This is a genomic window from Sphingopyxis sp. Root1497, from assembly GCF_001427085.1.
Classification (GTDB): Bacteria; Pseudomonadota; Alphaproteobacteria; order Sphingomonadales; family Sphingomonadaceae; genus Sphingopyxis.
The window spans coordinates 263,547-285,025 of sequence record NZ_LMGF01000001.1 but is presented as its reverse complement, the minus strand read 5'-3'; the positions used below and the strand labels follow the sequence as shown (position 1 = coordinate 285,025).

Annotated in this window: 14 protein-coding genes; 7 read left to right on the top strand and 7 right to left on the bottom strand. The window is 67.9% G+C overall.

Annotated elements, in window-relative coordinates; all coding sequences use genetic code 11:
* Positions 1-5 precede the first annotated feature (5 nt).
* Together ASD67_RS01330 and ASD67_RS01325 are read right to left on the bottom strand one after the other, a co-directional pair.
* Entirely contained in the window at positions 6-1,445 is a 1,440-nt protein-coding gene (locus ASD67_RS01330) for an aldehyde dehydrogenase family protein (RefSeq protein ID WP_056342123.1), read from the bottom strand.
* A gap of 16 nt (positions 1,446-1,461) precedes the next feature.
* Positions 1,462-2,601, bottom strand: a complete 1,140-nt coding sequence (locus tag ASD67_RS01325; protein ID WP_056342120.1) for a fumarylacetoacetate hydrolase family protein — start codon at positions 2,599-2,601, stop codon at positions 1,462-1,464.
* 183 nt (positions 2,602-2,784) lie between these two features.
* Between ASD67_RS01325 and ASD67_RS01320 the strand changes: the two genes are divergently transcribed.
* From ASD67_RS01320 to ASD67_RS01300, 5 genes are read left to right on the top strand one after another with little or no spacing between them, the layout of a single operon-like run.
* On the top strand, positions 2,785-4,446 hold the full coding sequence (locus ASD67_RS01320; protein WP_056342884.1) for a glycoside hydrolase family 43 protein: 1,662 nt from the start codon (positions 2,785-2,787) through the stop codon (positions 4,444-4,446).
* A complete protein-coding gene (locus tag ASD67_RS01315) occupies positions 4,443-5,954 on the top strand; it encodes a tryptophan halogenase family protein (protein WP_156377526.1) in 1,512 nt (503 codons plus the stop codon). The genes ASD67_RS01320 and ASD67_RS01315 overlap by 4 nt, the downstream gene beginning before the upstream one ends.
* On the top strand, positions 5,951-7,216 hold the full coding sequence (locus ASD67_RS01310; protein WP_056342115.1) for a tryptophan 7-halogenase: 1,266 nt from the start codon (positions 5,951-5,953) through the stop codon (positions 7,214-7,216). Before ASD67_RS01315 ends, ASD67_RS01310 begins: the two co-directional genes overlap by 4 nt.
* Before the next feature lie 7 nt (positions 7,217-7,223).
* Positions 7,224-9,722, top strand: a complete 2,499-nt coding sequence (locus ASD67_RS01305; protein ID WP_056342112.1) for a glycoside hydrolase family 3 protein — start codon at positions 7,224-7,226, stop codon at positions 9,720-9,722.
* On the top strand, positions 9,719-10,738 hold the full coding sequence (locus ASD67_RS01300) for a cupin-like domain-containing protein (RefSeq protein WP_056342109.1): 1,020 nt from the start codon (positions 9,719-9,721) through the stop codon (positions 10,736-10,738). The genes ASD67_RS01305 and ASD67_RS01300 overlap by 4 nt, the downstream gene beginning before the upstream one ends.
* Here the strand turns inward: ASD67_RS01300 and ASD67_RS01295 are convergent.
* Genes ASD67_RS01295 through ASD67_RS22510 form a run of 3 tightly spaced genes read right to left on the bottom strand, consistent with a single transcriptional unit; the run spans position 10,735 to position 15,232 of the window.
* On the bottom strand, positions 10,735-12,234 hold the full coding sequence (locus ASD67_RS01295; RefSeq protein WP_056342108.1) for a tryptophan halogenase family protein: 1,500 nt from the start codon (positions 12,232-12,234) through the stop codon (positions 10,735-10,737). The genes ASD67_RS01300 and ASD67_RS01295 overlap by 4 nt on opposite strands.
* Positions 12,231-13,127: an aldose 1-epimerase gene (locus ASD67_RS01290; protein ID WP_082544758.1), complete on the bottom strand. Its 897-nt coding sequence runs from the start codon at positions 13,125-13,127 to the stop codon at positions 12,231-12,233. The genes ASD67_RS01295 and ASD67_RS01290 overlap by 4 nt, the downstream gene beginning before the upstream one ends.
* Complete coding sequence (locus tag ASD67_RS22510; protein ID WP_235535524.1) at positions 13,124-15,232, bottom strand: glycoside hydrolase family 5 protein; 2,109 nt, start codon at positions 15,230-15,232, stop codon at positions 13,124-13,126. Before ASD67_RS22510 ends, ASD67_RS01290 begins: the two co-directional genes overlap by 4 nt.
* A 298-nt stretch (positions 15,233-15,530) precedes the next feature.
* Here ASD67_RS22510 and ASD67_RS01280 point away from each other — a divergent pair, with 298 nt between their 5' ends.
* Positions 15,531-17,711, top strand: coding sequence for a molybdopterin-containing oxidoreductase family protein (locus tag ASD67_RS01280; protein WP_056342100.1), 2,181 nt, complete (start codon positions 15,531-15,533; stop codon positions 17,709-17,711).
* A gap of 138 nt (positions 17,712-17,849) precedes the next feature.
* A complete protein-coding gene (locus tag ASD67_RS01275; RefSeq protein ID WP_056342097.1) occupies positions 17,850-19,082 on the top strand; it encodes an MFS transporter in 1,233 nt (410 codons plus the stop codon).
* A 16-nt stretch (positions 19,083-19,098) separates the two neighbouring features.
* Here ASD67_RS01275 and ASD67_RS01270 read toward each other — a convergent pair whose 3' ends face one another.
* Together ASD67_RS01270 and ASD67_RS01265 are read right to left on the bottom strand one after the other, a co-directional pair.
* Positions 19,099-20,043 (bottom strand): NAD-dependent epimerase/dehydratase family protein, encoded by a 945-nt coding sequence (locus ASD67_RS01270; RefSeq protein WP_056342094.1) that lies wholly within the window; start codon positions 20,041-20,043, stop codon positions 19,099-19,101.
* Complete coding sequence (locus ASD67_RS01265) at positions 20,040-21,479, bottom strand: aldehyde dehydrogenase family protein (RefSeq protein ID WP_056342091.1); 1,440 nt, start codon at positions 21,477-21,479, stop codon at positions 20,040-20,042. Before ASD67_RS01265 ends, ASD67_RS01270 begins: the two co-directional genes overlap by 4 nt.

Genomic DNA, 21,479 nt, shown 5'->3' with positions numbered 1-21,479 from the left:
CACGCTCAATCCCCCGTGTAGACCGTTTTGATCTGGGTGTAGAATTCGACCGCGGCAAAGCCCTGTTCGCGCGCACCATAGCTCGATTTTCGCGTCCCGCCGAACGGCACATGATAATCGACCCCGGCGGTCGGCAGATTGACCATCACCATGCCGGCGCGGACATGTTTGCGGAAATGGCGGGCGTGTTTCTGGCTGTTGGTGACGATGCCCGACGACAGCCCGAATTCGCCGGCGTTGGCGAGTTCGAGCGCGGCGTCATAGTCTTTGACGCGCACGGTCGAGACGACCGGGCCGAACACCTCTTCATTGTTGATCCGCATATCGGGATTGGTGTCGGCGATCAGCGTCGGCGCCATATAATAGCCCGGCGTCGCGCTCTTCACTTCGCCGCCGCCGGTGACGCAGCGCCCACCCTCGTCGACGGCGATCTTTGCATAGCGCAGATTCTGCTCGAACTGCGCTTCGCTCGCGGCGGGGCCGACCTGCGTTTCGGGGTCGAGCGCCGCACCGACACGCAGCCCCTTCGCCCGCTCGGCGAGCGCGGCAACGAAGCGGTCGTGGATCGCATCCTCGACGATCACCCGCGACGACGCGGTGCAGCGCTGGCCGGTCTGGAAAAAGCCGCCGTCGAGGGCGATCCCCACCGCCTTGTCGAGGTCGGCGTCGGCGAGGATGACGAGCGGATTCTTGCCGCCCATTTCGAGCTGCACCCGCGCCTGCCGCGCCATCGCCGCCATGCCGACCTTCGCCCCGACTCCCTGCGAGCCGGTGAAGGAGATCGCGTCGACGCCGACATGGCCGGCGATCGCGGCGCCGACCTGGCCCTGTCCGAGGACGAGGTTGAACACCCCCGGCGGCGCGCCGCATTCGACGATGATGTCGGCGAGCGCGCTTGCGGTCGCCGGCGTGACATTGGCGGGCTTCATCACCACCGCATTGCCGAAGGCGAGCGCGGGGGCGGATTTCCAAGCGGGAATGGCGATCGGGAAATTCCACGGGGTGATCAGGCCGTAAACGCCGACCGCCTCGCGATAGGTCGCGACGTCGAGGCCGGGGCGCGTCGATTCGAGCGTCTGGCCATGGCGGCGCAGCGCCTCGCCGCCGAAATAGCGGAAGATGCGCGCGGCGCGCATCACTTCGCCCATGCCCTCGGCGCGGGTCTTCCCTTCCTCGCGCGCGAGCAGTTCGCCAAGCTCGGCGGCACGCGCCATGATCGTCGCCGCGACCTTGTCGAGCAGGTCGGCGCGGACTTCGGGTGAGGCATAGGCCCAGCCCGGCTGCGCGGCGCGCGCGGCGGCGACCGCGGCATCGACCGCGGCGGCGTCACCCGCCGGGAACAGCGCCACCACCTCGTCGGTATTCGACGGGTTCAGGCTTTCCAGCGCCGCGCTGTCGGCGCCGATGCGTTCGCCGTTTATCAAATGGCCAAGCTTCAAAGTCATTGTGCAGTCGGATCCTTCAGATGCGATCGATGAGCCCGCGGCTCGCCAGATTGCGGAACAGGGCCGCGATGCCCAGCGTCCAGGCGGGGGCATCGCGCGATGTGGTGACGATATTCTCCAGCGTCCCTAGCCGTTCGGCCGAGATCGTCACCCGGTCGCCGACCTTGTGGGTGAAACCGCCGCCGACGACGTCGCGGTCCTGGGTCGGTGCGAACAGGGTGCCGAGATAGAGCGCATAGCCGTCCGGGTAATGATGCTCGCTGCGCGCCTGCGCCGCGAGGTCGAGCGGATCGCGGCTGATCTGCCCCATATGGTTGTGGCCGGTCAGCACATAGCCGTCGGCGCCCTCGATACGCAGGTCGACCTGGGCACCCCGGACATCGTCTATGGTAAAGCCGTCGTCGAACAGGCGGATGAAAGGGCCAAGCGCCGCCGAGGCATTATTGTCCTTCGCCTTGCCGAGCAGCAACGCCGAGCGACCCTCGAAATCGCGGAGGTTCACGTCGTTGCCCAAGGTCGCGCCGACCGCCTGACCCGCGCTGTCCATGATCAGCGCGATTTCGGGTTCGGGGTTGTTCCAGCTCGAATCCGACCGCACGCCGATCGGGGCGCCATAACCGACCGACGAGAGCACCGCCGATTTGGTGAAAACCTCGGCATCGGGGCCGATCGCGACCTCGAGATATTGCGACCACATGCCCTCGGCGATCAGCGCCGCCTTGAGCGCCGCGGCTTCTGCCGAGCCGGGGACGACCGCCCTTATCCCCTGTCCGACATGCTGTTCCAGCCCGGCGCGGATGGTCGCCGCCTGCGAGGCGTCGCCGCGCGCGCGCTCCTCGATCACCCGTTCGATCGCCGAGACGGCGAAGGTCACCCCCGCCGCCTTGATGCATTGCAGGTCAATGGGGCTGAGCAAGGTCGCACCGTCAGGGAGTTCGGGACGGTCCGCGTCGAGTGCGGCCACCACATTGCCATGTTCGGGCAGCCATTGTCGCCGCGCGATCGCCGCCGATACCGTCGCGGCGCTGGGGGTAAGGTCATGGAGCGTGCCGCCGTCGATCAGCACGGGGGTCGGCCCCGCACCAAAATCGACTCGCCCGAGCAGGCGCGCGGCGCGCCAATCGGACGGCAAAACGGCCTTCAACGCAAAACCCATTGACCTGAAACCTCCCCGCAGCCATTGTTGTGATAGCGCTACCATCACGCTCTAGGGGATCGTGTCAAGGTTGGCGATAGAAAATCATGCGCCGCGAGGGAGGATACCCGACCGGACGTATGGGGCGGGAGGAACGGGTTGCCTGGTTGGCGCAATATTGCTTGGTCGGCGCCAGCGCTGGTGTTGGCGCTGGCGACCGCACCGGTCGCCGCGCAGGGTGCCGCCGCGCCGGTCGCTCGCTTCGACTATGTCGCCTATTCGGGCACGCCCGATGCCGAATCATCTGCCCTGAAACCCGGCGAATTCGCCAATCCGGTGCTCCCGGGGTTCCAGCCCGACCCGTCGATCGTCCGGGTCGGCGACGATTTTTATCTGGTCAATTCGACCTTCAGCTGGTTCCCGGGCCTGCCGGTCTACCATAGCCGCGACCTCGTCCACTGGCGCCAGGTCGGCAATGCGATCGACCGGCCGGGGCAGCTGGCGATCGGCAAGGTCGGGGTGACGCGCGGCCTGTTCGCGCCGGCGATCAGCCACCACGGCGACCGTTTTTATATCGTCAACACCTGCATCGATTGCGGCGGCAATTTCATCATCACCGCCGACGATCCCGCCGGTCCCTGGTCCGACCCGCATTGGCTCGAATTCGGCGGCATCGACCCGTCGCTGTTCGTCGATGACGATGGCCGCGCGTGGATCGCCTATAATGACGCGCCGCCCGGCGAGCCCGAATATGACGGCCACCGCGCGCTATGGATCCAGCAGATCGACCTTGCCGCGATGAAGATGGCCACGACGCGCATCCTGCTCGTCGACAAGGGCGTCGTCGCTGCCGACAAGCCGGTGTGGGCCGAGGGGCCGCATATCTACAAGGTCGGACGCTTCTATTATCTGACCGCGGCCGAGGGCGGCACCGCCGACCGGCACAGCCAGACGATCTACCGCGCCGAGACGGTGACCGGGCCCTATGTCGCGGGTCCGCGAAATCCGATCCTGACCCAGCGCGACCTGCCCGAGAGCCGCGCGTGGCCGGTGCAGGCGACCGGCCATGCCGACTTCGTGCAGATCGCTGACGGCAGCTGGTGGGCGGCCTTCCTCGCGACGCGCCCCTATGCGGGACAGCAGACCAATTTGGGGCGCGAGACCTTCCTGTTGCCGGTGACATGGAAGGCCGGCTGGCCGGAGATATTGCCGCCGGGGGCGGCGGTGCTGCCGACCGCCAGGCGCCCCGCCCTGCCGGCGTTCGCAGGCGACAGCCTCGACGACTGGCGCGACGAATTCGACGACAGCCGGCTCGCGCTCGACTGGTTGATGCTGCGCACGCCGCGCGGACGAAACTGGTGGAGCCTGTCGGACCAGCGCGGCGCGCTGTATCTGAACGCGCGGCCGGTCGCCGCGGGATCGCTGGGTCAGCCGAGCTTCGTCGGCAAGAGATTGCGCCACCATGACGCGGTGATCGAGACCAGCGTCGTGTTCGCGCCGCAGGCGGTCGGCGACCGGGCCGGACTGCTCGCGCTCACCGACGAGAATCATTTCCTCTTCCTCGGCCGCGAGCGGCTGGCGGACGGCGACGCGATCGTCGTGCGCCGACGCGCCGGCGCCGGCGAACCGGCGGACGGTGTGGTGACAGGCCGGGTTGCGCTCGGCGACAAGGCGCCGGCGGCGATCGACCTGCAGGTCCGCATCAGGCGCGACAAGGCCGACCTGCGGTGGCGCGTGCACGGCGCCGCCGACTGGCAGCAACTCGCGGCCGGAGTCGACGCCTCGATCCTCGCGACCGTCGGCGCCGGCCTGTTCACCGGCGCGGTGATCGGCCCGCACGCCGCGCGCGCGGACACGGCGCCTTGAACGCCCCCGACCCCGTCCGCGTCGTCATATTGGGCGGCGGCACCGCCGGCTGGATGACCGCCGCCGCGCTCGCCAAATTGCTGCCCGGACAGGCCGACATCCAGCTGATCGAGTCCGAGGAAATCGGCATCGTCGGGGTCGGCGAAGCGACCTTGCCGCATCTGCGCGAATTCATCCGCCGCCTCGGGCTCGACGAGATGGAATTCATGCGCACCACCCGCGCGACCTTCAAGCTCGGCATCGACTTCGTCGATTTCGGGGCGATTGGCGAGCGTTATATCCACCCCTTCGGGGCTTATGGTACCGACATAGCGGGGGTCGGTTTCCACCATTATTGGCTGCGGATGCAGGCCGCGGGGCAGGTGCCGCCGATCTGCGATTTCTCGCTGCCGATCGTCGCGGCGCGCGGCAAACGCTTCGCCCCGGTCCCGGAGGGCGGTGACCTCCTCGATAGCAGCTACAGCTATGCCTATCAGTTCGACGCTACCCGCATGGCGCCGATGCTGCGCCGCTTCGCCGAGGCGCATGGCACCCGGCGCACCGAGGGCAAGGTCGTCGCGGTCGAACGCGACGGGGCGAGCGGCGATGTCGCGCGGCTGCGCACCGATCGCGGCGATGTGATCGGAGGCGACCTGTTCATCGACTGCTCGGGCTTTCGCGCGCTGCTGATCGGTGAAACCCTGAAATCGCCATGGGAGGATTGGTCGGAATGGTTGCCGTGCGACCGCGCCGCCGCCCTGCCCTGCGCCGCGCCCGACGGTCCGATCGAACCCTATACGCGCGCGACCGCGATGCCCGCCGGCTGGCGCTGGCGCATCCCGCTCCAGCACCGCGTCGGCAACGGCTATGTCTTTTCGAGTAACCATGTGTCGGAGGATGAGGCGTGCGCCGCGATCCTCGGCGCAGTCGAGGGCGAGCCGCTCGCCGACCCGCGCGTGCTGCGCTTTCGCGCCGGGCGGCGGACGAAAAGCTGGGATCGCAACGTCGTCGCGATCGGGCTCGCCAGCGGCTTCCTCGAACCGCTCGAATCGACGAGCATTCACCTCGTCCAGCAGGCGGTCACGCGGCTGGTCGAACTCTTCCCCGAACGCCGCATCGACCCCGCCGACCGCGACAGCTTCAACGCGCTGGTCGATCGCGAATATGACCGCATCCGCGATTTCCTGATCCTCCATTATCACGCGACGCGGCGCGACGATTCGGACTTCTGGAGCCATGTCCGCACCATGGCGCTGCCCGACGAGCTGGCGCGCAAGATGGCGCTGTGGAAGGAGAGCGGGCGCGTCGAGCTGTATACCGAGGGGCTGTTCCTCGAAGCGAGCTGGATCGCCGTCTATCTCGGCCAGGGGGTGGTGCCGCAGGGTTACGACCAGCGCGCCGATATCCCGCCGCAGGATCGCATCGCGGCTTCGCTCGCCGAGCTCGGCGGCGCGATCCGCCAGCGCGTCGCCGCCTGGCCCGACCATGCCGAATATCTGCGCCAAGCCGGGGCGTGGGAGGCGGCATGACCGGCGCGCGCACCCTGACCCGCTCGGTCCTCGTCGTCGGCGACGGCATCGTCGGCCTCGCCGCCGCGATCGCGCTGCGCCGGGCGTTGCCGGGCGCGGTCGTCACGCTCGTCGAGCTGCCGACCGATCGGGGAGGCTGGATCGACCGGCTCGGCGCGGCCACCCCGGTCATCCACAAATTCCACCGCCAGATCGGGCTCGACCCCCGGCTGTTCGCCCAGCGCGCCAGGGCCGAACCGGTTCATCTGCGTCGCTATGTCGCGGCGGATGGTACCGCGATTCGCGAGGCGGCCACCGCCGCGATTCCCTTCGTCGAAGGCGTCGCGCTCCACCAGATATGGCTCCGCCACCGCGCCGAGAGCGGCGACGCGACGCCCGATTTCGCCGCGATGCTGCTCGCGCTGCGCGATGCGCGCGGAGACGAGGGCGGCTTCGGCGCGCGTTTCGATGCCGCCGCTTATGCCGCCTTGCTCGGCGACATGGCGGCGACGCTGAACATCGTCCGGCACGCCGCCGCCGACATTCGGGTCGAAACCGGCGGCGAGGTCATCCAGGGCATCGTCACCCCGGCGGGCGAGACACTGACCGCCGATCTTTACATCGACGCCGCCGGTTCCCGCTCGCGCCTGCTGTCGGCCCTGGATGTCGGCTGGCTTGACTGGTCGCCATCGCTTCCGGCGCTGACGCTTGCCGTCGCGCCCGGAGGCGATGGCGCGATCGGCGAGGAGGTGCTGACGACGGCATCCGACGCGCTGCACTGGCAAACGCGCCCGTGGAGCGCGACCATCGCGGCGGGCGGCGACGCCGACGCTCCCGGCCGTCTCGTGCAAAGCTGGCAAGGCAATGCCGTCGCGATCGGCGAGGCCGCGGTCCGCGTCCCGGTCGTCGACGGCAGCCTGCTGGGCAACGCGCTCGAGGACATATTGCGGTTCATCGCGCTGCTGCCGCGCCCCAACGGCCAAAGCCGCGACACGCGCGAATATGTCCGGCGGGCCGCCATCGCGCAGGATGCGCTCGGCGACTGGAGCAGCCTGTGCCTCGCCCCCGACGGCGCGGCGCGATCCGACAGCCTGGTCGCGATGCTGGCGGCGTTCGACGCGCGCGGTCGTATCGCAACGACGGAACTCGACCCGATCGCCCCCGGCCAGTGGCTCGCGCGCCTGATGGCGCTGCGCCCGCCGCCGCGCCGCATCGACCCAACCGCGCTGGCGCTGTCCGAGGACATCGTCCGAACGACCATCGCCCGCGCGGCACCCCAATGAGAGGATCATGATGCGCAAGCATATCTGGCTGCTTTCCCTGATGCTATCGGCCTGCGCGGTCCAGAGCGGCGCTCGGGAAGCGCCGCTGCTGCTCGCCCCGGTCCCGCCCGAGGCAACCGCGCACCCCGAAAAATGGCCGGCGCCGACATGGCCTTTGCCGCGCAATGCCGCGACCGAGGCGCGCATCGCGGCGCTCATCGCGCGCATGACGGTCGAGGAAAAGGTCGGGCAGATCGTCCAGGCCGATATCGGCAGCGCCACCCCCGCCGACGCCAAAACCTATCATCTGGGATCGATCCTCAACGGCGGCAGCAGCGGCCCCGGGGGCGACGATTTCGCCGCGCCCGGAAAATGGCTGGCGCTTGCCGACGCCTTCTACGCGGCGTCGGTGGACAGCAGCGGCGGCGGGGTCGCGATCCCGATCATCTGGGGCACCGACGCGGTGCACGGCCACAGCAATATCATCGGCGCGACGCTGTTCCCGCACAATGTCGGACTGGGCGCGGCGCGCGATCCCGATCTGATCGAGCGCATCGCGCGCGCGACCGCGCTCGAAATTCGCACCACGGGCATGGAATGGACCTTCGCCCCGACCGTCACCGTGCCGCAGGATTATCGCTGGGGCCGCGCCTATGAGGGCTATTCTTCGGACCCGGCGCTGGTCAGCGACTATGTCGGGCGGATGGTGCGCGGGCTGCAGGGCCCCGCCGATGGCAAGGATTTGCTCAAGGGCCCCTATGTCATAGCCTCAACCAAGCATTTTCTTGCCGACGGCGGCACGGTCGACGGGCGCGACCAGGGCGATGCGCGGATCAGCGAGGAGCAATTGCGCGACGTTCACGGCGCCCCCTATGTGCCCGCGCTCGGTGAGGGCGTCGCGACGATCATGGTCAGCTTCTCAGGCTGGAACGGGGTCAAGAACACCGGCAACAAGTCACTGCTTACCGATCTGCTGAAAGATCATATGGGTTTCGACGGCTTTCTGGTCAGCGACTGGAACGCGCATGGCCAGGTTGCCGGATGCACCAACGCGTCGTGTCCGCAGGTGATCAACGCCGGACTCGACATGGTGATGGCGCCCGACAGCTGGAAGGCGATGTGGACCTCGCTCGTCGCGCAGGCGAAGGACGGCACGGTGCCGATGGCGCGGCTCGACGATGCGGTCGCGCGCATCCTGCGCGTCAAGATGCGGCTCGGGCTGTTCGAGGCCGGCAAGCCGTCGAGCCGGCGCTATGCCGGGCAGTGGGAGTTGCTGGGTGCGCCCGATCACCGCGCGATCGCGCGCGAGGCGGTGCGCAAGTCGCTGGTGCTGCTGAAGGATCAGGGCGGCGTTTTGCCGATCAAGCCGGGCAGCCATGTGCTGGTCGCGGGGGACGCCGCCGACGACATCGGGCGCCAGTCGGGCGGCTGGACGATCAGCTGGCAGGGCACCGACGTCACCAACGCCAACTTCCCCGGCGCAACATCGATCTGGAAGGGGATCGACGATGCGGTGACGGCCGCGGGCGGCAGCGCCGAACTGGCCCCCGACGGCGCCTATCGGAAAAAGCCCGACGCGGCGATCGTCGTGTTCGGCGAGACGCCCTATGCCGAATTCCAGGGCGACCTGAAAACGCTCCAGCTCCGCCCCGAACTGCGCGCGCCGTTCGCGACGATGCAGAAACTGAAGGCGCAGGGCGTACCGGTCATCGCGGTGATGATCAGCGGGCGCCCGCTGTTCATGAACCCCGAACTCAACACGGCGGACGCCTTTGTCGCGGCGTGGCTTCCGGGTTCCGAAGGCGCGGGCGTCGCCGACCTGCTGATCGCGGGCCAGGACGGCAAAGCGCGCTTCGACTTTACCGGCAAATTGCCCACCGCCTGGCCCGCCACCGCGCGCGCCGACGGACCGGTGCTGTTCCCCTTCGGCTATGGGCTCGGACTGGCGGACGACAGGGCATGGACCCGATTGTCCGAAGACCCCGGGGTCGCGGACAGCGACAGCGGCACCAACTGGTTCGCGCGCGGCGTCCCCGCTGCGTCCTGGTCGCTACGCGTGATGGACGGCGCGGGCGACACGACACGGATCAGCAGCGTCCCGGCCAAGGCGCTCGGCGGCCGGGTCACCGTCACCGCGACCGACCATATCGTGCAGGAAGGCGCCCGGCAGTTCGCGATCGCGGGCGGCCCCGCGACGGTCGAAGTGTCGAGCCACGCGCCCGTTGAACTGACGCGCGAAAGCAATGGCGACTTGCTGCTGGTCGCGACGATGCGCGTCGACCAGCCCCCGGCAGAAACGGCGATGCTGGTCTTCAACCGGACCGCGATTCCCTTCGCCGCGCTGGCGACCGCGCCGCTCGGCGAATGGCGCAGCTATGGCGTGCCGCTCAAATGCTTTGCTGCTAAAGGCGCCGACATGACCCGGGTCGAAACCCCCTTCCGGCTGACCACCGAGGGCGCGGCGCGCTTCAGCCTTGCCGACGTCCGGCTGGCGTCGACCGCGGATGTCATGATCCCCTGCCCATGAGCGACTGGCTGGCCAGCGCCGCGCCGGTTGCCGCGGTCGAGGCGCCCAAGGCCGCGGCGGCGCTGGCCGAGGCGGCGGCGCGTCCGCTGGTGCTGCGCGGGCTGGCCGCCCACTGGCCCGCGGTCGCTGCGGGCCGCGCCGGACCCGATGCGATGGCGCAATTGCTCAAAGGCTATGGCGAGGGCGCGGCGATGAACGTCTTCACCGCGCCGCCGGGCATGGCCGGCCATTATTTCTATCGCGACGATATGGCGGGATTCAATTTCCGCACCGAACAGGCGCGCGTCGGGCCGCTGCTCGACCGGCTGCTGTGGGCACGCGAACAGGCCGCCCCGCCGAGCTTTTACGCCGGGTCGGTCGCGGCGGCCGATTTCATGCCGGGCTTCCTTGCCGACCACCGCCTTCCCCTCGACACCCCGGGGGCGACGCCGCGGATGTGGATCGGCAACGACAGCCATATAGCGACGCATTTCGACCAGTCGGACAATGTCGCCGTTGTCGTGTCGGGTGTCCGCCGCTTCGTCCTCTTCCCGCCCGAGCAGGTGGCGAACCTCTACCTCGGCCCGCTCAACAAGACCCCGGCGGGGCAGCCGGTGAGCATGGTCGCGGTCGACGACCCCGACCTCGCGCGTTACCCGCGCTTCGCCGGCGCGATGGAGGCGGCCCAGGTCGCGACCCTCGGCCCCGGCGATGCGATCTTCATCCCGTCGCTGTGGTGGCACAATATCCGCGCCACGGGGCCGCTCAACCTGATGGTCAATTACTGGCTCGACGCGCGCGCGGGGAGTTCGCCGCTGCTCGCCTTTGCCCATGCGCTGCTCGCGATCCGCGACCTGCCCGCCGCCGAGCGCGCGGCGTGGCGGACCTGGTTCGACCATTATATCTTCGGCGACGACGGCGCGGCGGCCGCCGACCACCTACCGCCGCATGCGCGCGGCGTGCAGGGCGCGGCATCGCCCGAACGCGACGAGACGATCCGCAACTTCGTGCTGCGCGGGCTGATGGGGCCGCGTTAACGCGCGACCAGCCGCGCGATATAGTCGGCGTGCGGCGGCATCGCGCGGGCCTGCTGATCGAACACCGACGCGATCCGTTGCATCGCGGCGATGATCCGGTCGTCGTCGGTCGCATCGACCAGCGGGTCATAGCCGTCGGGTACAATATTCTGCCCCAGCATCACCGCCGCCCAGTTGGCGACGCCGAACAGGTCGTGGTCGAAACGGCGGATGCGGCCCTTGGTGCGGAACAGTTCGATCTTCTGTGCCAGGCTGTCGGGGATCTCCATCGCCGCCATGTCGCGCCAGAAGGACGTGTCGGTGCGCGCCGTCGCCTTGTAATGCAATATGATGAAGTCGCGGACATATTCATATTGATCGATCATCAGCCGGTTATATTCGTCGCGCTCGACCGCGCTGAAGCGCCTGTCGGGGAAAAGCCAGAACAGCTTGTTGATCCCGGTCTGGATCAGATGGATGCTCGTCGATTCGAGCGGTTCGATGAAGCCGCCGGCGAGTCCCAGCGCGACGACATTGCCCTCCCACAAACGCTCGCGCACCCCGGCGGTGAAGCGCAGCTGGCGCGGTTCGGCGAGTTCTTCGCTGTCCAGATTGGCGAGCAGCGTGTCGCGCGCTTCGTCGTCGCCGGCATGGGCGCTCGACCAGACGATGCCGTTGCCGGTGCGGTGCTGGAGCGGGATGCGCCATTGCCATCCGAAACCATGCGCGGTGGCGCGCGTCGCGGGGATCAGCGGATCGGTCCGCGCCGACGGCACCGCGAACGCGCGGTCGCAGGGCAGCCAGCGCGACCAGTCGCGATAGGCGACCCCCATTTCCTTGCCCAGAAGCAGGCTGACGAAACCCGAGCAGTCGATGAAGAAATCGCCCGCGACATCGCGCCCGTCGGCGAGGCGCAACGCCGCGACATGACCGCTCCCGCCATCGCGCGCGACGCCCGTGATCCGCCCCTCGATCCGCTCGACCCCCTGCGCCTCGGCGCGGCGGCGAAGATAGGACGCGTAAAGCGCGGCGTCGAAATGATAGGCCGCCGCCATCTGGTGGAGCGGCGAGCGCGGGTCGCCGCTTTGCGGCGCACAGCCGCGATGGCGCACCGCGGCGGCGGTGATGAAATAGTCGGTGAACGGCCCGATGCGCGGATCGTGGCGGTGCTTCAGCCAATATTGGTGAAAGGCGATGCCTTCGAAATTATGCCCCGGATCGCCGAACGGATGCAGATAGCGCTCGCCGAGCGCGCCCCAGTCGACGAACTCGATCCCCAGCTTGAAGGTCGCGCCGGTTTCGCGGAGGAACTCGGCCTCGTCGATGCCGAGCATGTTGTTGAAATCGCGGATCGGCGGGATCGTCGCCTCGCCGACCCCGACGGTGCCGATCGCATCGGATTCGACGAGCAGGATGCGTCGCTGGCCGTCGTTCAGAAAGCGCGCCGCGGCGGCGGCGGCCATCCAGCCGGCGGTGCCGCCGCCGACGATGACGATGGTGCGGATGGGATCGGTCATTGGACGGCCTCGCGGGGCAGGACTTCGAAGCGGACATCGGCGGAAAAGGGCTCGCCGGGCGTCACGACCGGCATCGCGCGGCCTTCGCCTGCAAGGTTCAGCGCATTGTTGCTGTGCGGCACCGGCTCGAAGCAGAAGAAGTCCGCCGACGCCGGGGTGTAGACGACGGCGCACGGCAGGTCGGAGTTGATGCGCAGCGCATAGGGGCGATCGGCCCACCATATCGCGACGCGCCCGTCCCAGCCGTCATAACCATTGTCGAGGTCGGTCGCCGCCACCGCCAGGCCCTCGCGAAAATCGCTGTCCGCGCCGGGCGGCTCGGACCACGCGGGCAGGCCGTCGACGCCCGACCGCCAGATCGGCGATGCGGCAAATCGCAGATGCGCCCCCGCCGCGTCGAAATAGGGGTGCAGGCCGAACGCCAGCGGCACCGGGCCATCGGCGGCATTGGTCGCGGTCATCGCGATCTCCAGTCCAAACTCGGTCAGCCGAAACCGCTGCTCGGCGGCATAGGCCCATGGCCAGTCGGCACTGGCGTCATGTTCGTGACGCAGCAGCGCGCGGTCGGCGGCGCTTTCGATCACCCGCCACGCCCGCCGCCAACCGACGCCGTGGATCGCATGGCGGTCGGGCAAGGCGCTTGGCGGCAGTTGGTGACGGACACCATCCCACAGAAAGGCGCCGCTGCCGATGCGGTTCGAGAAGGGCACGAGCGGGAAACTCGCCATGTCGAGCGGGTTCCAACCCGGGGCCGCCGCCGCTCGCGCGCCGTGGAACATCGGCTGACCATCAACCCGCCACGACAGGATGGCGCCGCCGGCGGCGGGGGCCAGCACCAGTTCCGCCGCGCCCGTCGTCAATCGCAATGTGTCGAACGGCGGCGCTGGCCTCATTCCCCCATTCCAGCCGAAGGCGTCCCTTCGCGCAAGACATAGACGGGGCCGATCTCGATCGCCTGCGCCGCTCCGGCGGTGTGCAGCGCGAGCTGCCCCTGGCCCGCGGCGAGCGCCAGCGATGCCGTGGTCCCGATCTGGTAAAGCCGCCAGTTCGGCCCGACGACCAATATATTGTCGGCAAAGCCATCGTAAGGCGCGCCATTCTGCTGCAGCCGGATCGCCAGCTTGCCCTGCCCGTCGGGGGTCGATGCCGACACGGTGCGCGCGAGGATCGCGATGCGCAGCCGGTCGCCGACCGCGATTCCATCGCGCAGCGGGACGGCGGCACCCGCGTCATAGGCGTTGGCCCCCGCCGCGCTGACCGTCAGCAAGGTCGCGACGCGGCCATAGACGTTGGTCGTCGTCGCCTTCGCCACCTGTTTCTCGCCATAGAGCAGCCAGTCGCGGTTCGCCGGATCGTTGAGCAGGTCGCCCTTGCCCACCAGCTGCGGCGGCAGTTCGGGGTCGGCGGCGGACGCCGCCGGTGCCGCGGCCTGACGGATCGATTTGGCGCCCTCGACGATGATCATCTGGCCGATCTCGACCGTCTGCCGCGCACCCGCCAACTGGAGTCCGAGCACCGCCTGCCCCCTGGGCACATCGCGATCGGCCGTCGCGGCGATTTCGTAGAGCTGCCATTCGGACCCGACGGTCAGGACGGTGTCGCCGAACCCCGCATAGGGCGCGACATTCTGCTGAAAGCGGACGCCGATCCGCCCCTTGCCGTCGGGCGCGTCGGACTTGACCGTGCGCGCCCAGAAGGCCGCGACATACTCGCCCTTGCCGCGCAACGCGGTGCGAATCGGGACATTGGCGCCGGCGTCATAGGCCGCGACGCCCAGCGACTGCAGCGTGAATTGCATCGCCGCGCCGCCGCCGGGGATGTCCGCCGATTTGACGGTCTTCGCCTTCATGATCGTGCCGAAGGTCGACCAGTCGAGCGCCGACGGGTCGTTGATCAGGGTGCCCGGCAGACTGTCGTCGAGCGCCTGCAGTTCGGCTGTAGGTTGCCGCTCGCCGGCCGCGACAGGGGCCGGCGACGCGGCGGCGGATGCCGGCGCGGTGGTCGCATCGGGAAGCCCGACCGCGCCGCGCAGTCCGGGCAGCCACGCCTTCTTGTCGCTGTCATAGAAGGGAAAGGTGTTGGTATAGGCCCACATGCACATGCCGACGCCGAGCGGGGCGAAGGCCTTGGTCACCGCGGCATGATATTGCACCCGTTGGTCGAGCGGCACCGTCGTATGCGCGCCCGTCTCGCCCATGAAGGGCAGCAGGCCGGTGCGCGCGGTGTAATCGCGAATCTTCTGGACATCGCGCACCAGCCGTTCGGCATCGTCGCCGATGCCATAGGCGCGACCGAGCGGCGGCGACGGATCGACCCATTCGGCGCCCTGATGGGTGAACTGGAACGGCTCATAATAGTGAAAAGTCGGATAGACATTCGGATCGTCGGGCAGCGTGAGCGTCGCGAGGGAATCGATCCCGCTCCAATATTCGCCGCCGATGATCACCGGCCGGTCGGGATTGGTCGCGCGCACCGCGGCGAGCGCCGGCGACAAGGCTTCGAGCAGGTTGGCGTTGGTGAATTTGTCGTGCGGTTCATTCTCGAGTTCGAACCACAGCGTCGCGGTCGGCTGCCCGGCAAAGGCGACCCCGATCTGTTTCCAGATGCCGGCGAAGCGGGGGGCGCTGCCGATCGGGTCGCTGTGCATCGATTCGAAATTATGGCTGTCGAGGATGACGTTCAGCCCCGCCGCCTGCGCCGCGCCGACGACATGCTTCACGCGCGCGAGGAAGGCGGGTTCGATCGTATAGGGGGCATTCTTCGCGGCATGGCTGTCCCACCGCACCGGCAGGCGGATCGTCTTGAAACCCGCCCCGGCGATATTGGCGAAATCCGCATCGGCGATCGCATGCCCGCCCCATCCCGTTTCGGTCGGCGGCTCGAGGCTGTTGCCCATGTTGATGCACTGGCCGACCGGCAGGCCGCGCGGCGCCGCCAGACCGGCGGCGGGCAACGACAGGCACGTCATCGCCGCGATCAGGACCATCGCCTTCTTCATCCCCGTTTCTCCCTTCGACTGTCATATCACTCGCAGTTCGGTGATATTTGGTAGCGCTACCAGCGCGACAGGTCAAAGCGATACTGTCGCGATCCGATCGCGGCATCGTTGCGCGCGCGCCGCACCGCGGACCGACAGGCAACGGGAGCGGGCGCGGAGGTGTGCGTGGTGACGACCACCGCGCTTGGCCGACGATGGCGCGGCGCGCGCTATCCCGTTTGCACTTTTTCTATACTTTTTTCCTGATTTGTATCATATTTGAGGCTGTTTCGTCTCATGACGATGCGAGGAGAGGCGAGTGACACGCAACCCAAACACCGGATGCGACGGCGATCATGCGACATTTTGCCGGATCTGCGAGGCGCATTGCGGTCTCGTCGCGCGGGTGAAGGACGGCAGGATCGAATCGATCGCCCCCGACAAGGACAACCCGCTGTCGCGGGGGCACGCCTGCGTCAAAGGCGTCAACATGCACCGCGTCACCCATGATCCGGACCGCGTGCAAGCGCCGCTCAAACGCGCCGGCGCGCCGGGGGAGTTCGTCGAAGTCAGCTGGGATGACGCGCTGGACGACATCGCGCAGCGTATCGCGGATATCCAGGCCGCGGGCGATGCCGGCGCGATCGCGTCCTATTATGGCAACCCGACCGCCTTTTCGAGCGACTGCGTGATGACCTTTCTCGACTTCATGCGCGGGCTGGGAAGCCACAAGCCCTATGGCGCGGGGTCGCAGGACACCAACGCCCGGATGGTGGCGACGAACATCCTGCATGGCGCCCCCTTCCCGGTGACATTCCCCGACTTTGCCGATTGCGAATTCCTCATCATCATGGGCGCCAATCCGCTGGTGTCGAACGGCTGGCTGATGTGCACCCCGCGGATCCGGCATGATCTTGACGGCGTCGCGGCAAAGGGCCGCGTCGTCGTGGTCGATCCGCGGCGGACCGAGACCGCCTCGCGCTATGAGCATGTGCCGATCGAAGCGGACAGCGACGTCTGGCTTCTCCTCGCCATGCTCAAGGCGATGGCCGAAGACGGGCTGCTCGACGACGCGAAAATCGCAAAAATATCGAACGGCTGGCCCGATCTCCTCGCCGCGGTGACGCGGATCGATCTGGAGACCGCGGCAGCGCGGACGGGGATCGCGGCCGACGCGATCCGCCGGCTTGCCGCGGACTTCTGCCGCGCGCCCCGGGCGGCGATCTATGGCGGGCTCGGGCTGTGCCGAGGCCGTTACGGGATGCTCGGCGCCTTTCTGCTCGGCGCCATCAACGCCGTGACGCTCCGCTATGGCGCGCCGGGCGGCACGCGGTTCGGCCAGCAGATGCTGGCATCGACCGCCAAGCCTTTCAGCGGCAGCTATGGCGCGCCGTTCAGCCGCATCGGGAACCTTCCCTCGATCGGCGGCAAGATGCCGTTCGCGGTCCTGCCCGGCGACATATTGGAGCCCGGCGAGGGCCGCGTCCGCGCGCTGTTCATGTCCTCCGGCAACCCGCTGCTGTCGGCGCCCGGCGGCGAGATGCTCGAACGGGCCCTGGCGGCGCTCGACCTGTTCGTATCGTTCGACTTCTACCGCAACGAGACGAACGCGTTCGCCGATTATATCCTCCCGACCACCACTTTTCTCGAGCGCGGCGACTGGCCGTTCGTGGCGTTCGGCGAACTTCAGTCGCCTTTCCTGCAATATAGCGAGGCGGTGGTTCATCCTCAGGGTGAATCCCGCGATGAATATCAAATCTATTGCGAGATCGCGCACCGCCTGGGCATGGCGGCGCCGACGGCCTCACCGGAGAAAATCGCGCTGGCGCAGGCCGGGCATCTGCCTTCGCCGCGCGATCAGATCGATGCGATGCTGCGCGAAGGGCCCGCGGGCGACCGGTTCGGCGCACGCGAAGATGGCTGGTCGCGCGAGCGGTTGCTCGACTTTCCACACGGCGTGATGGTCGACGATCTTCCCGACGACGCGCATGAATGGCGTCTGCGGATCAGTCACGACGATGGCCTGCTCCGGCTATGGGACCCTTTGATCGGCGAAGAAATCGCCCGGCTGGTCGCCGAGATGTCAGCGCCCCGCGACACCTCGACGCTGCGCCTTATCGGTCGGCGCGACATCCGTTCGATGAACTCATGGATGCACAATGTCGACAAGCTCGTCCGCTCGCAACGACCGGTTCTGCTCGTCCATCCCACCGATGCGGAGGCCCGATCGATAGCGTCGGGCGATATCGTGCGCGTGCGATCGCCGAACGGAGCGGTCGCGTTCGAAGCCGAGGTCTCGCCGGACATCGTGCGCGGCACGATCTGCTATCCGCATGGCTGGGGCCATGGTGGGGGATGGGACCGCGCGAATCGAACCGCGGGCGGCAATATGAACATTCTGCTCGGCGTCGGCCCCGAATGGACCGAACGGTCGACGGGCATGACGCTGATCGATTGTCTCGACGTCGAACTCAGCCTCGTCGCCGAAACCGCGCACTGACCGACCAGCCTTCGCAAGCCGCGCGCAAGGCCGCTTGACATCGCGCAGCGTCGCCCTGATACAAATTGCATAAAATGTATGAAATTGTCATTCGCATCGCGCGCCGCTCCGGCGAGGCGAGCGGTGCAGGGAACGGGAATGAATATGATCAGGGATGCCGGCGCCTCGGTCGTATTCGCAGCCTGTGTCGGGCTCGGGCTCGGCACCCTTTATGTTTATAGTCTCGGCGTTCTTATCGCCCCGATCCAGCAGGAATATGGTTGGTCGCGTGCGGCGATCTCGTCGGGCCTGACCATCGTCAGCGTGACAACCGTCCTCGGCTCGCCCTTTGTCGGACGGCTCATCGACCGGCTGGGCGCCCGAAGAATCGCGCTCACCGGGGTCTTTCTTTATTCGGCGGCGATGCTGGCGTTGCCATTCGCCGGCCCGTCCATTTGGACCTGGTGGTTGGGGTGGCTCTTCGTGGCCAGCGGCTCGATCCTGATCAAGCCGACCGTCTGGTCGGCGGCCGTCGTCAGCCGGTTCGAACGGCACCGCGGAATCGCGCTTGCCTTCGCGCTTTGCGGCAGCGGCATCGCGTCGATGATCGGTCCCCCCATTCTCAACTGGCTGACCGGCATTCATGGCTGGCGAAGCGCCTATTTCGCGATCGGCGGGCTGGGCCTTTTCGTCATTCTCCCCCTGGTGTGGTTCCTTTTCTTCGACGCGAGCGACCTGCTGCGCACGCGCAAGCAGCGCGCGATCGACCCCGGCCTGCGGCCCGGCCTGTCCGCCGCGGCGGGGTTTCGTTCGCGCTCCTTCTATCATCTCGCGACCGCGGGCTATCTCGCGACCGCGGCCGGAACCGCGATGCTCGTCCATTTCGTGCCGATCGTGACGGGGGGCGGGCTCGATCGGGCTTCGGCGGCGGTGGCCGCCGGCGCATTCGGCGTCGCCGCGCTGATCGCCCGGCTGGTGACCGGGCTGGCGCTCGACCGCATCGACGGACGCATGATCGGCGTCCTGGCGTTCAGCATACCGGCCCTCGCTCCGGTCATCCTGCTGGGATATGATGGATCGATGCTGTGGGCGGCGACCGCGGCGGCGCTACTCGGACTGGCGATCGGCGCCGAGATCGATGTCCTCGCCTTTCTCTCGGCACGCTATTTCGGTTTGCAGAATTATGGCCTGCTCTGGGGTACCGTCGTCGGACTGATCGCCCTGGGTTCGGGGACCGGGCCGCTAATCGCCGGGCTGATCTACGACAATAATGGCGATTATCAGCTGCTCTTCTACCTTGCGATACCCGCGCTGCTGATGTCCGCGCTGCTCCTTCTACTGATGGGCCGGGCGCCCGATTTCGGCACCGGCGAAGGCGCGGCGCACGGTTGACGGCACGGCGCGCCGCTCAGTCCGGCGTGGGATCGGCGGCGAGAAGATGCGGGTAAGAATGGAGCAGGAGCCGGCGCATCCCCTCGGTCCAGCGGACGCGGCACGGTCCGGTGATCGCAATGCGCTTCGTCGGATCAAGGTGGCCATAAGGATAGGGATAGGGATCGCGCACCGCAAATTGGGGCGCGAGTCCGGTGAGCCTTGCGAACTCGCGTGCCATGGCTTCGACGCTGACCGGCTCGTCGCCGCCGCAGTTGACGATGGTGGCGGGGACGGACGCCGCCGCGAGCATCGGTTCGATGAAGGCGATGACATCGTCATTGTGGATCGGCGACCGCAACTTCTCGCCGTCGGGGGCGATGATGATCGGCTGCCCCGAAACCAGCGGATCGAGCGCGAACATCTTGGGAATGCCGCCCGATCCATGCTCGCCATATTGGCACGTCAGCCGGGCGATCGTCGTCGGAATGCCATGGATTCGGCACAGCGTCCGCACGACGCCCTCGGCCGCAAGCTTGCTCGCGGTATAATTGATGCTCGCCGGTCCCGGACCCAGATCATCATCCTCGTCATAGCCGCGGCCGGGCGGATCGGGGTGATAGACCCCCATCGTCGAATAGGCGAGAAAGCCGGCCGCGTCGCGGTAACGCGCCATCAGGAGGCCCGTACCTTCGGCATTCTGCACCATCGCATGGCCCGCTTCGCCGCCCGGGCTGCCCTCACCGGTCCAGACGCCAGCGTGGAGGACATAGTCGGCCGCCTCGGGTGCTCCGGCAAAATCGCCGCTCGCATAGTCGCAGCGCACCGTGTGCACCCCGCGCGATTTCCAATAGGCTTCGGAATCCGGCGCGGAATAGCGCGCCAGCCCGAACAGCTCGTTATCCGCCGCGAGTGCATCAGCGATGGCTCCGCCCAGCCTTCCGGTCAGCCCGGTCAGGACGATGCGCTTTCCCCGGATCATGCCGTCGCGCCGGGGACGGTCGTCACCCGAACGAGCATATAGTCGAGCATGCCGATCGCGCCATTCTCGACGCCGATGCCCGACTCCTTGTGTCCCGCCAGCGGCTGGTTCGGTCCGCCGCCCCCGGCCTGGTTCACCCAGACCGTCCCGCTTTCCAGACGCGCGGCAATTTTCTCGGCCGCTTGCACATCGCGCGACCAGACCGAGGCGCCGAGACCGAAGCGGGTGCCGTTCGCGCGCGCGATCGCCTCCTCGACATCGGTAAAGCGCAGGATCGGCAGGATCGGCCCGAAAGCCTCTTCCTGCACGACGGGGGCCTCTTCGGGCGGGTCTTCGACCAGCGTGACGGGAAAGAAATAGCCATTGGCGTCGCCGCCACGAGCACCTTGGACGAGAGTAAGCCCCGCCGCGCGGGCCCCGTCGGCAAGGGCCTTCACTCGCTCAAATTGCGCCTTGTTCTGGATCGGACCGAGACGCGCCTCGGGGTCGGTCCATGGCCCCATCGGGATCGCCTCAGCAAGCTTCGTCAAGGCCGCAAACAGGCTGTCGAAAATGTCGGCATGCGCATAAACGCGCTTGGTCGCCACGCACACCTGCCCCGAGTTGCGGAAGGCGGCCCAGAAGATCTGTTCGGCGGCAGCCGCGATATCGGCATCGGCGAGGATGATCGCGGGGTCGTTGCCGCCAAGCTCGAGCGTCACGCGTTTCAGCCGGTCCGCGGCGGCCCGCATGATCTTTTTGCCGACGGCGGTCGATCCGGTGAAAGAAATCTTGTCGACCCCCTCATGGTCGACGAGCAAGGGCCCAAGTCCATCGTCCCCGCTCAGCACATTCAACACACCGGGAGGAAAATGGTCGCGGAGCAGTTCGCCCAGATACAGTGCCGACAGCGGCGTCGTCGGGGCCGGTTTCAGCAGCAGCGCATTCCCCGCGGTCAAGGCCGGAACGATCTTCATGATTGCCGTCAGCAGCGGATAGTTCCACGGAATGATCCCCGCCACGACGCCCACCGGGACGCGCTGGATGGTGACGATCCCCCCGCGACCGTCCTCCATGCGTTCCTCTGGCAAGTGGAAGCCCGCCGCAGCCGCGGCCCAGGCCGCCGCCCCGCGCACTTCGCCCTCGGCGAGCCATCGCGGTTTCCCCTGTTCCTGGCCCAGCAGGTTCAGAAATGTCTCGGCATGCGCAAGGATCAACGGCGCGATTTCCGCCACCTTCGCCTTGCGGTCATCGAAAGGCACCGCGGCCCACAGGCGCGCGCCGGCCCTGGCCGCGGCGACGGCATGGTCGAACTGTTCGGCCGAGCAGCAAGGCGCCTGCGCAAACACGGCGCCCGTCGAGGGATCGACGACATCGAGCGCTGGCCCGGCCCCGTCGACGCCCCGTCCGTCGATCGTCAGTTGCAGGGTCTGGGCGAGCGTTTCTGAGCCTGCCAT

Excerpts from the sequence above, each read along its gene's own strand:
- ASD67_RS01330 (WP_056342123.1), bottom strand. The coding sequence starts at position 1,445 with ATGACTTTGAAGCTTGGCCATTTGATAAACGGCGAACGCATCGGCGCC.
- ASD67_RS01325 (WP_056342120.1), bottom strand. The coding sequence starts at position 2,601 with ATGGGTTTTGCGTTGAAGGCCGTTTTGCCGTCCGATTGGCGCGCCGCG.
- ASD67_RS01310 (WP_056342115.1), top strand. The coding sequence starts at position 5,951 with ATGACCGGCGCGCGCACCCTGACCCGCTCGGTCCTCGTCGTCGGCGAC.
- ASD67_RS01305 (WP_056342112.1), top strand. The coding sequence starts at position 7,224 with ATGATGCGCAAGCATATCTGGCTGCTTTCCCTGATGCTATCGGCCTGC.
- ASD67_RS01300 (WP_056342109.1), top strand. The coding sequence starts at position 9,719 with ATGAGCGACTGGCTGGCCAGCGCCGCGCCGGTTGCCGCGGTCGAGGCG.
- ASD67_RS01295 (WP_056342108.1), bottom strand. The coding sequence starts at position 12,234 with ATGACCGATCCCATCCGCACCATCGTCATCGTCGGCGGCGGCACCGCC.
- ASD67_RS01290 (WP_082544758.1), bottom strand. The coding sequence starts at position 13,127 with ATGAGGCCAGCGCCGCCGTTCGACACATTGCGATTGACGACGGGCGCG.
- ASD67_RS22510 (WP_235535524.1), bottom strand. The coding sequence starts at position 15,232 with ATGAAGAAGGCGATGGTCCTGATCGCGGCGATGACGTGCCTGTCGTTG.
- ASD67_RS01275 (WP_056342097.1), top strand. The coding sequence starts at position 17,850 with ATGAATATGATCAGGGATGCCGGCGCCTCGGTCGTATTCGCAGCCTGT.
- ASD67_RS01270 (WP_056342094.1), bottom strand. The coding sequence starts at position 20,043 with ATGATCCGGGGAAAGCGCATCGTCCTGACCGGGCTGACCGGAAGGCTG.
- ASD67_RS01265 (WP_056342091.1), bottom strand. The coding sequence starts at position 21,479 with ATGGCAGGCTCAGAAACGCTCGCCCAGACCCTGCAACTGACGATCGAC.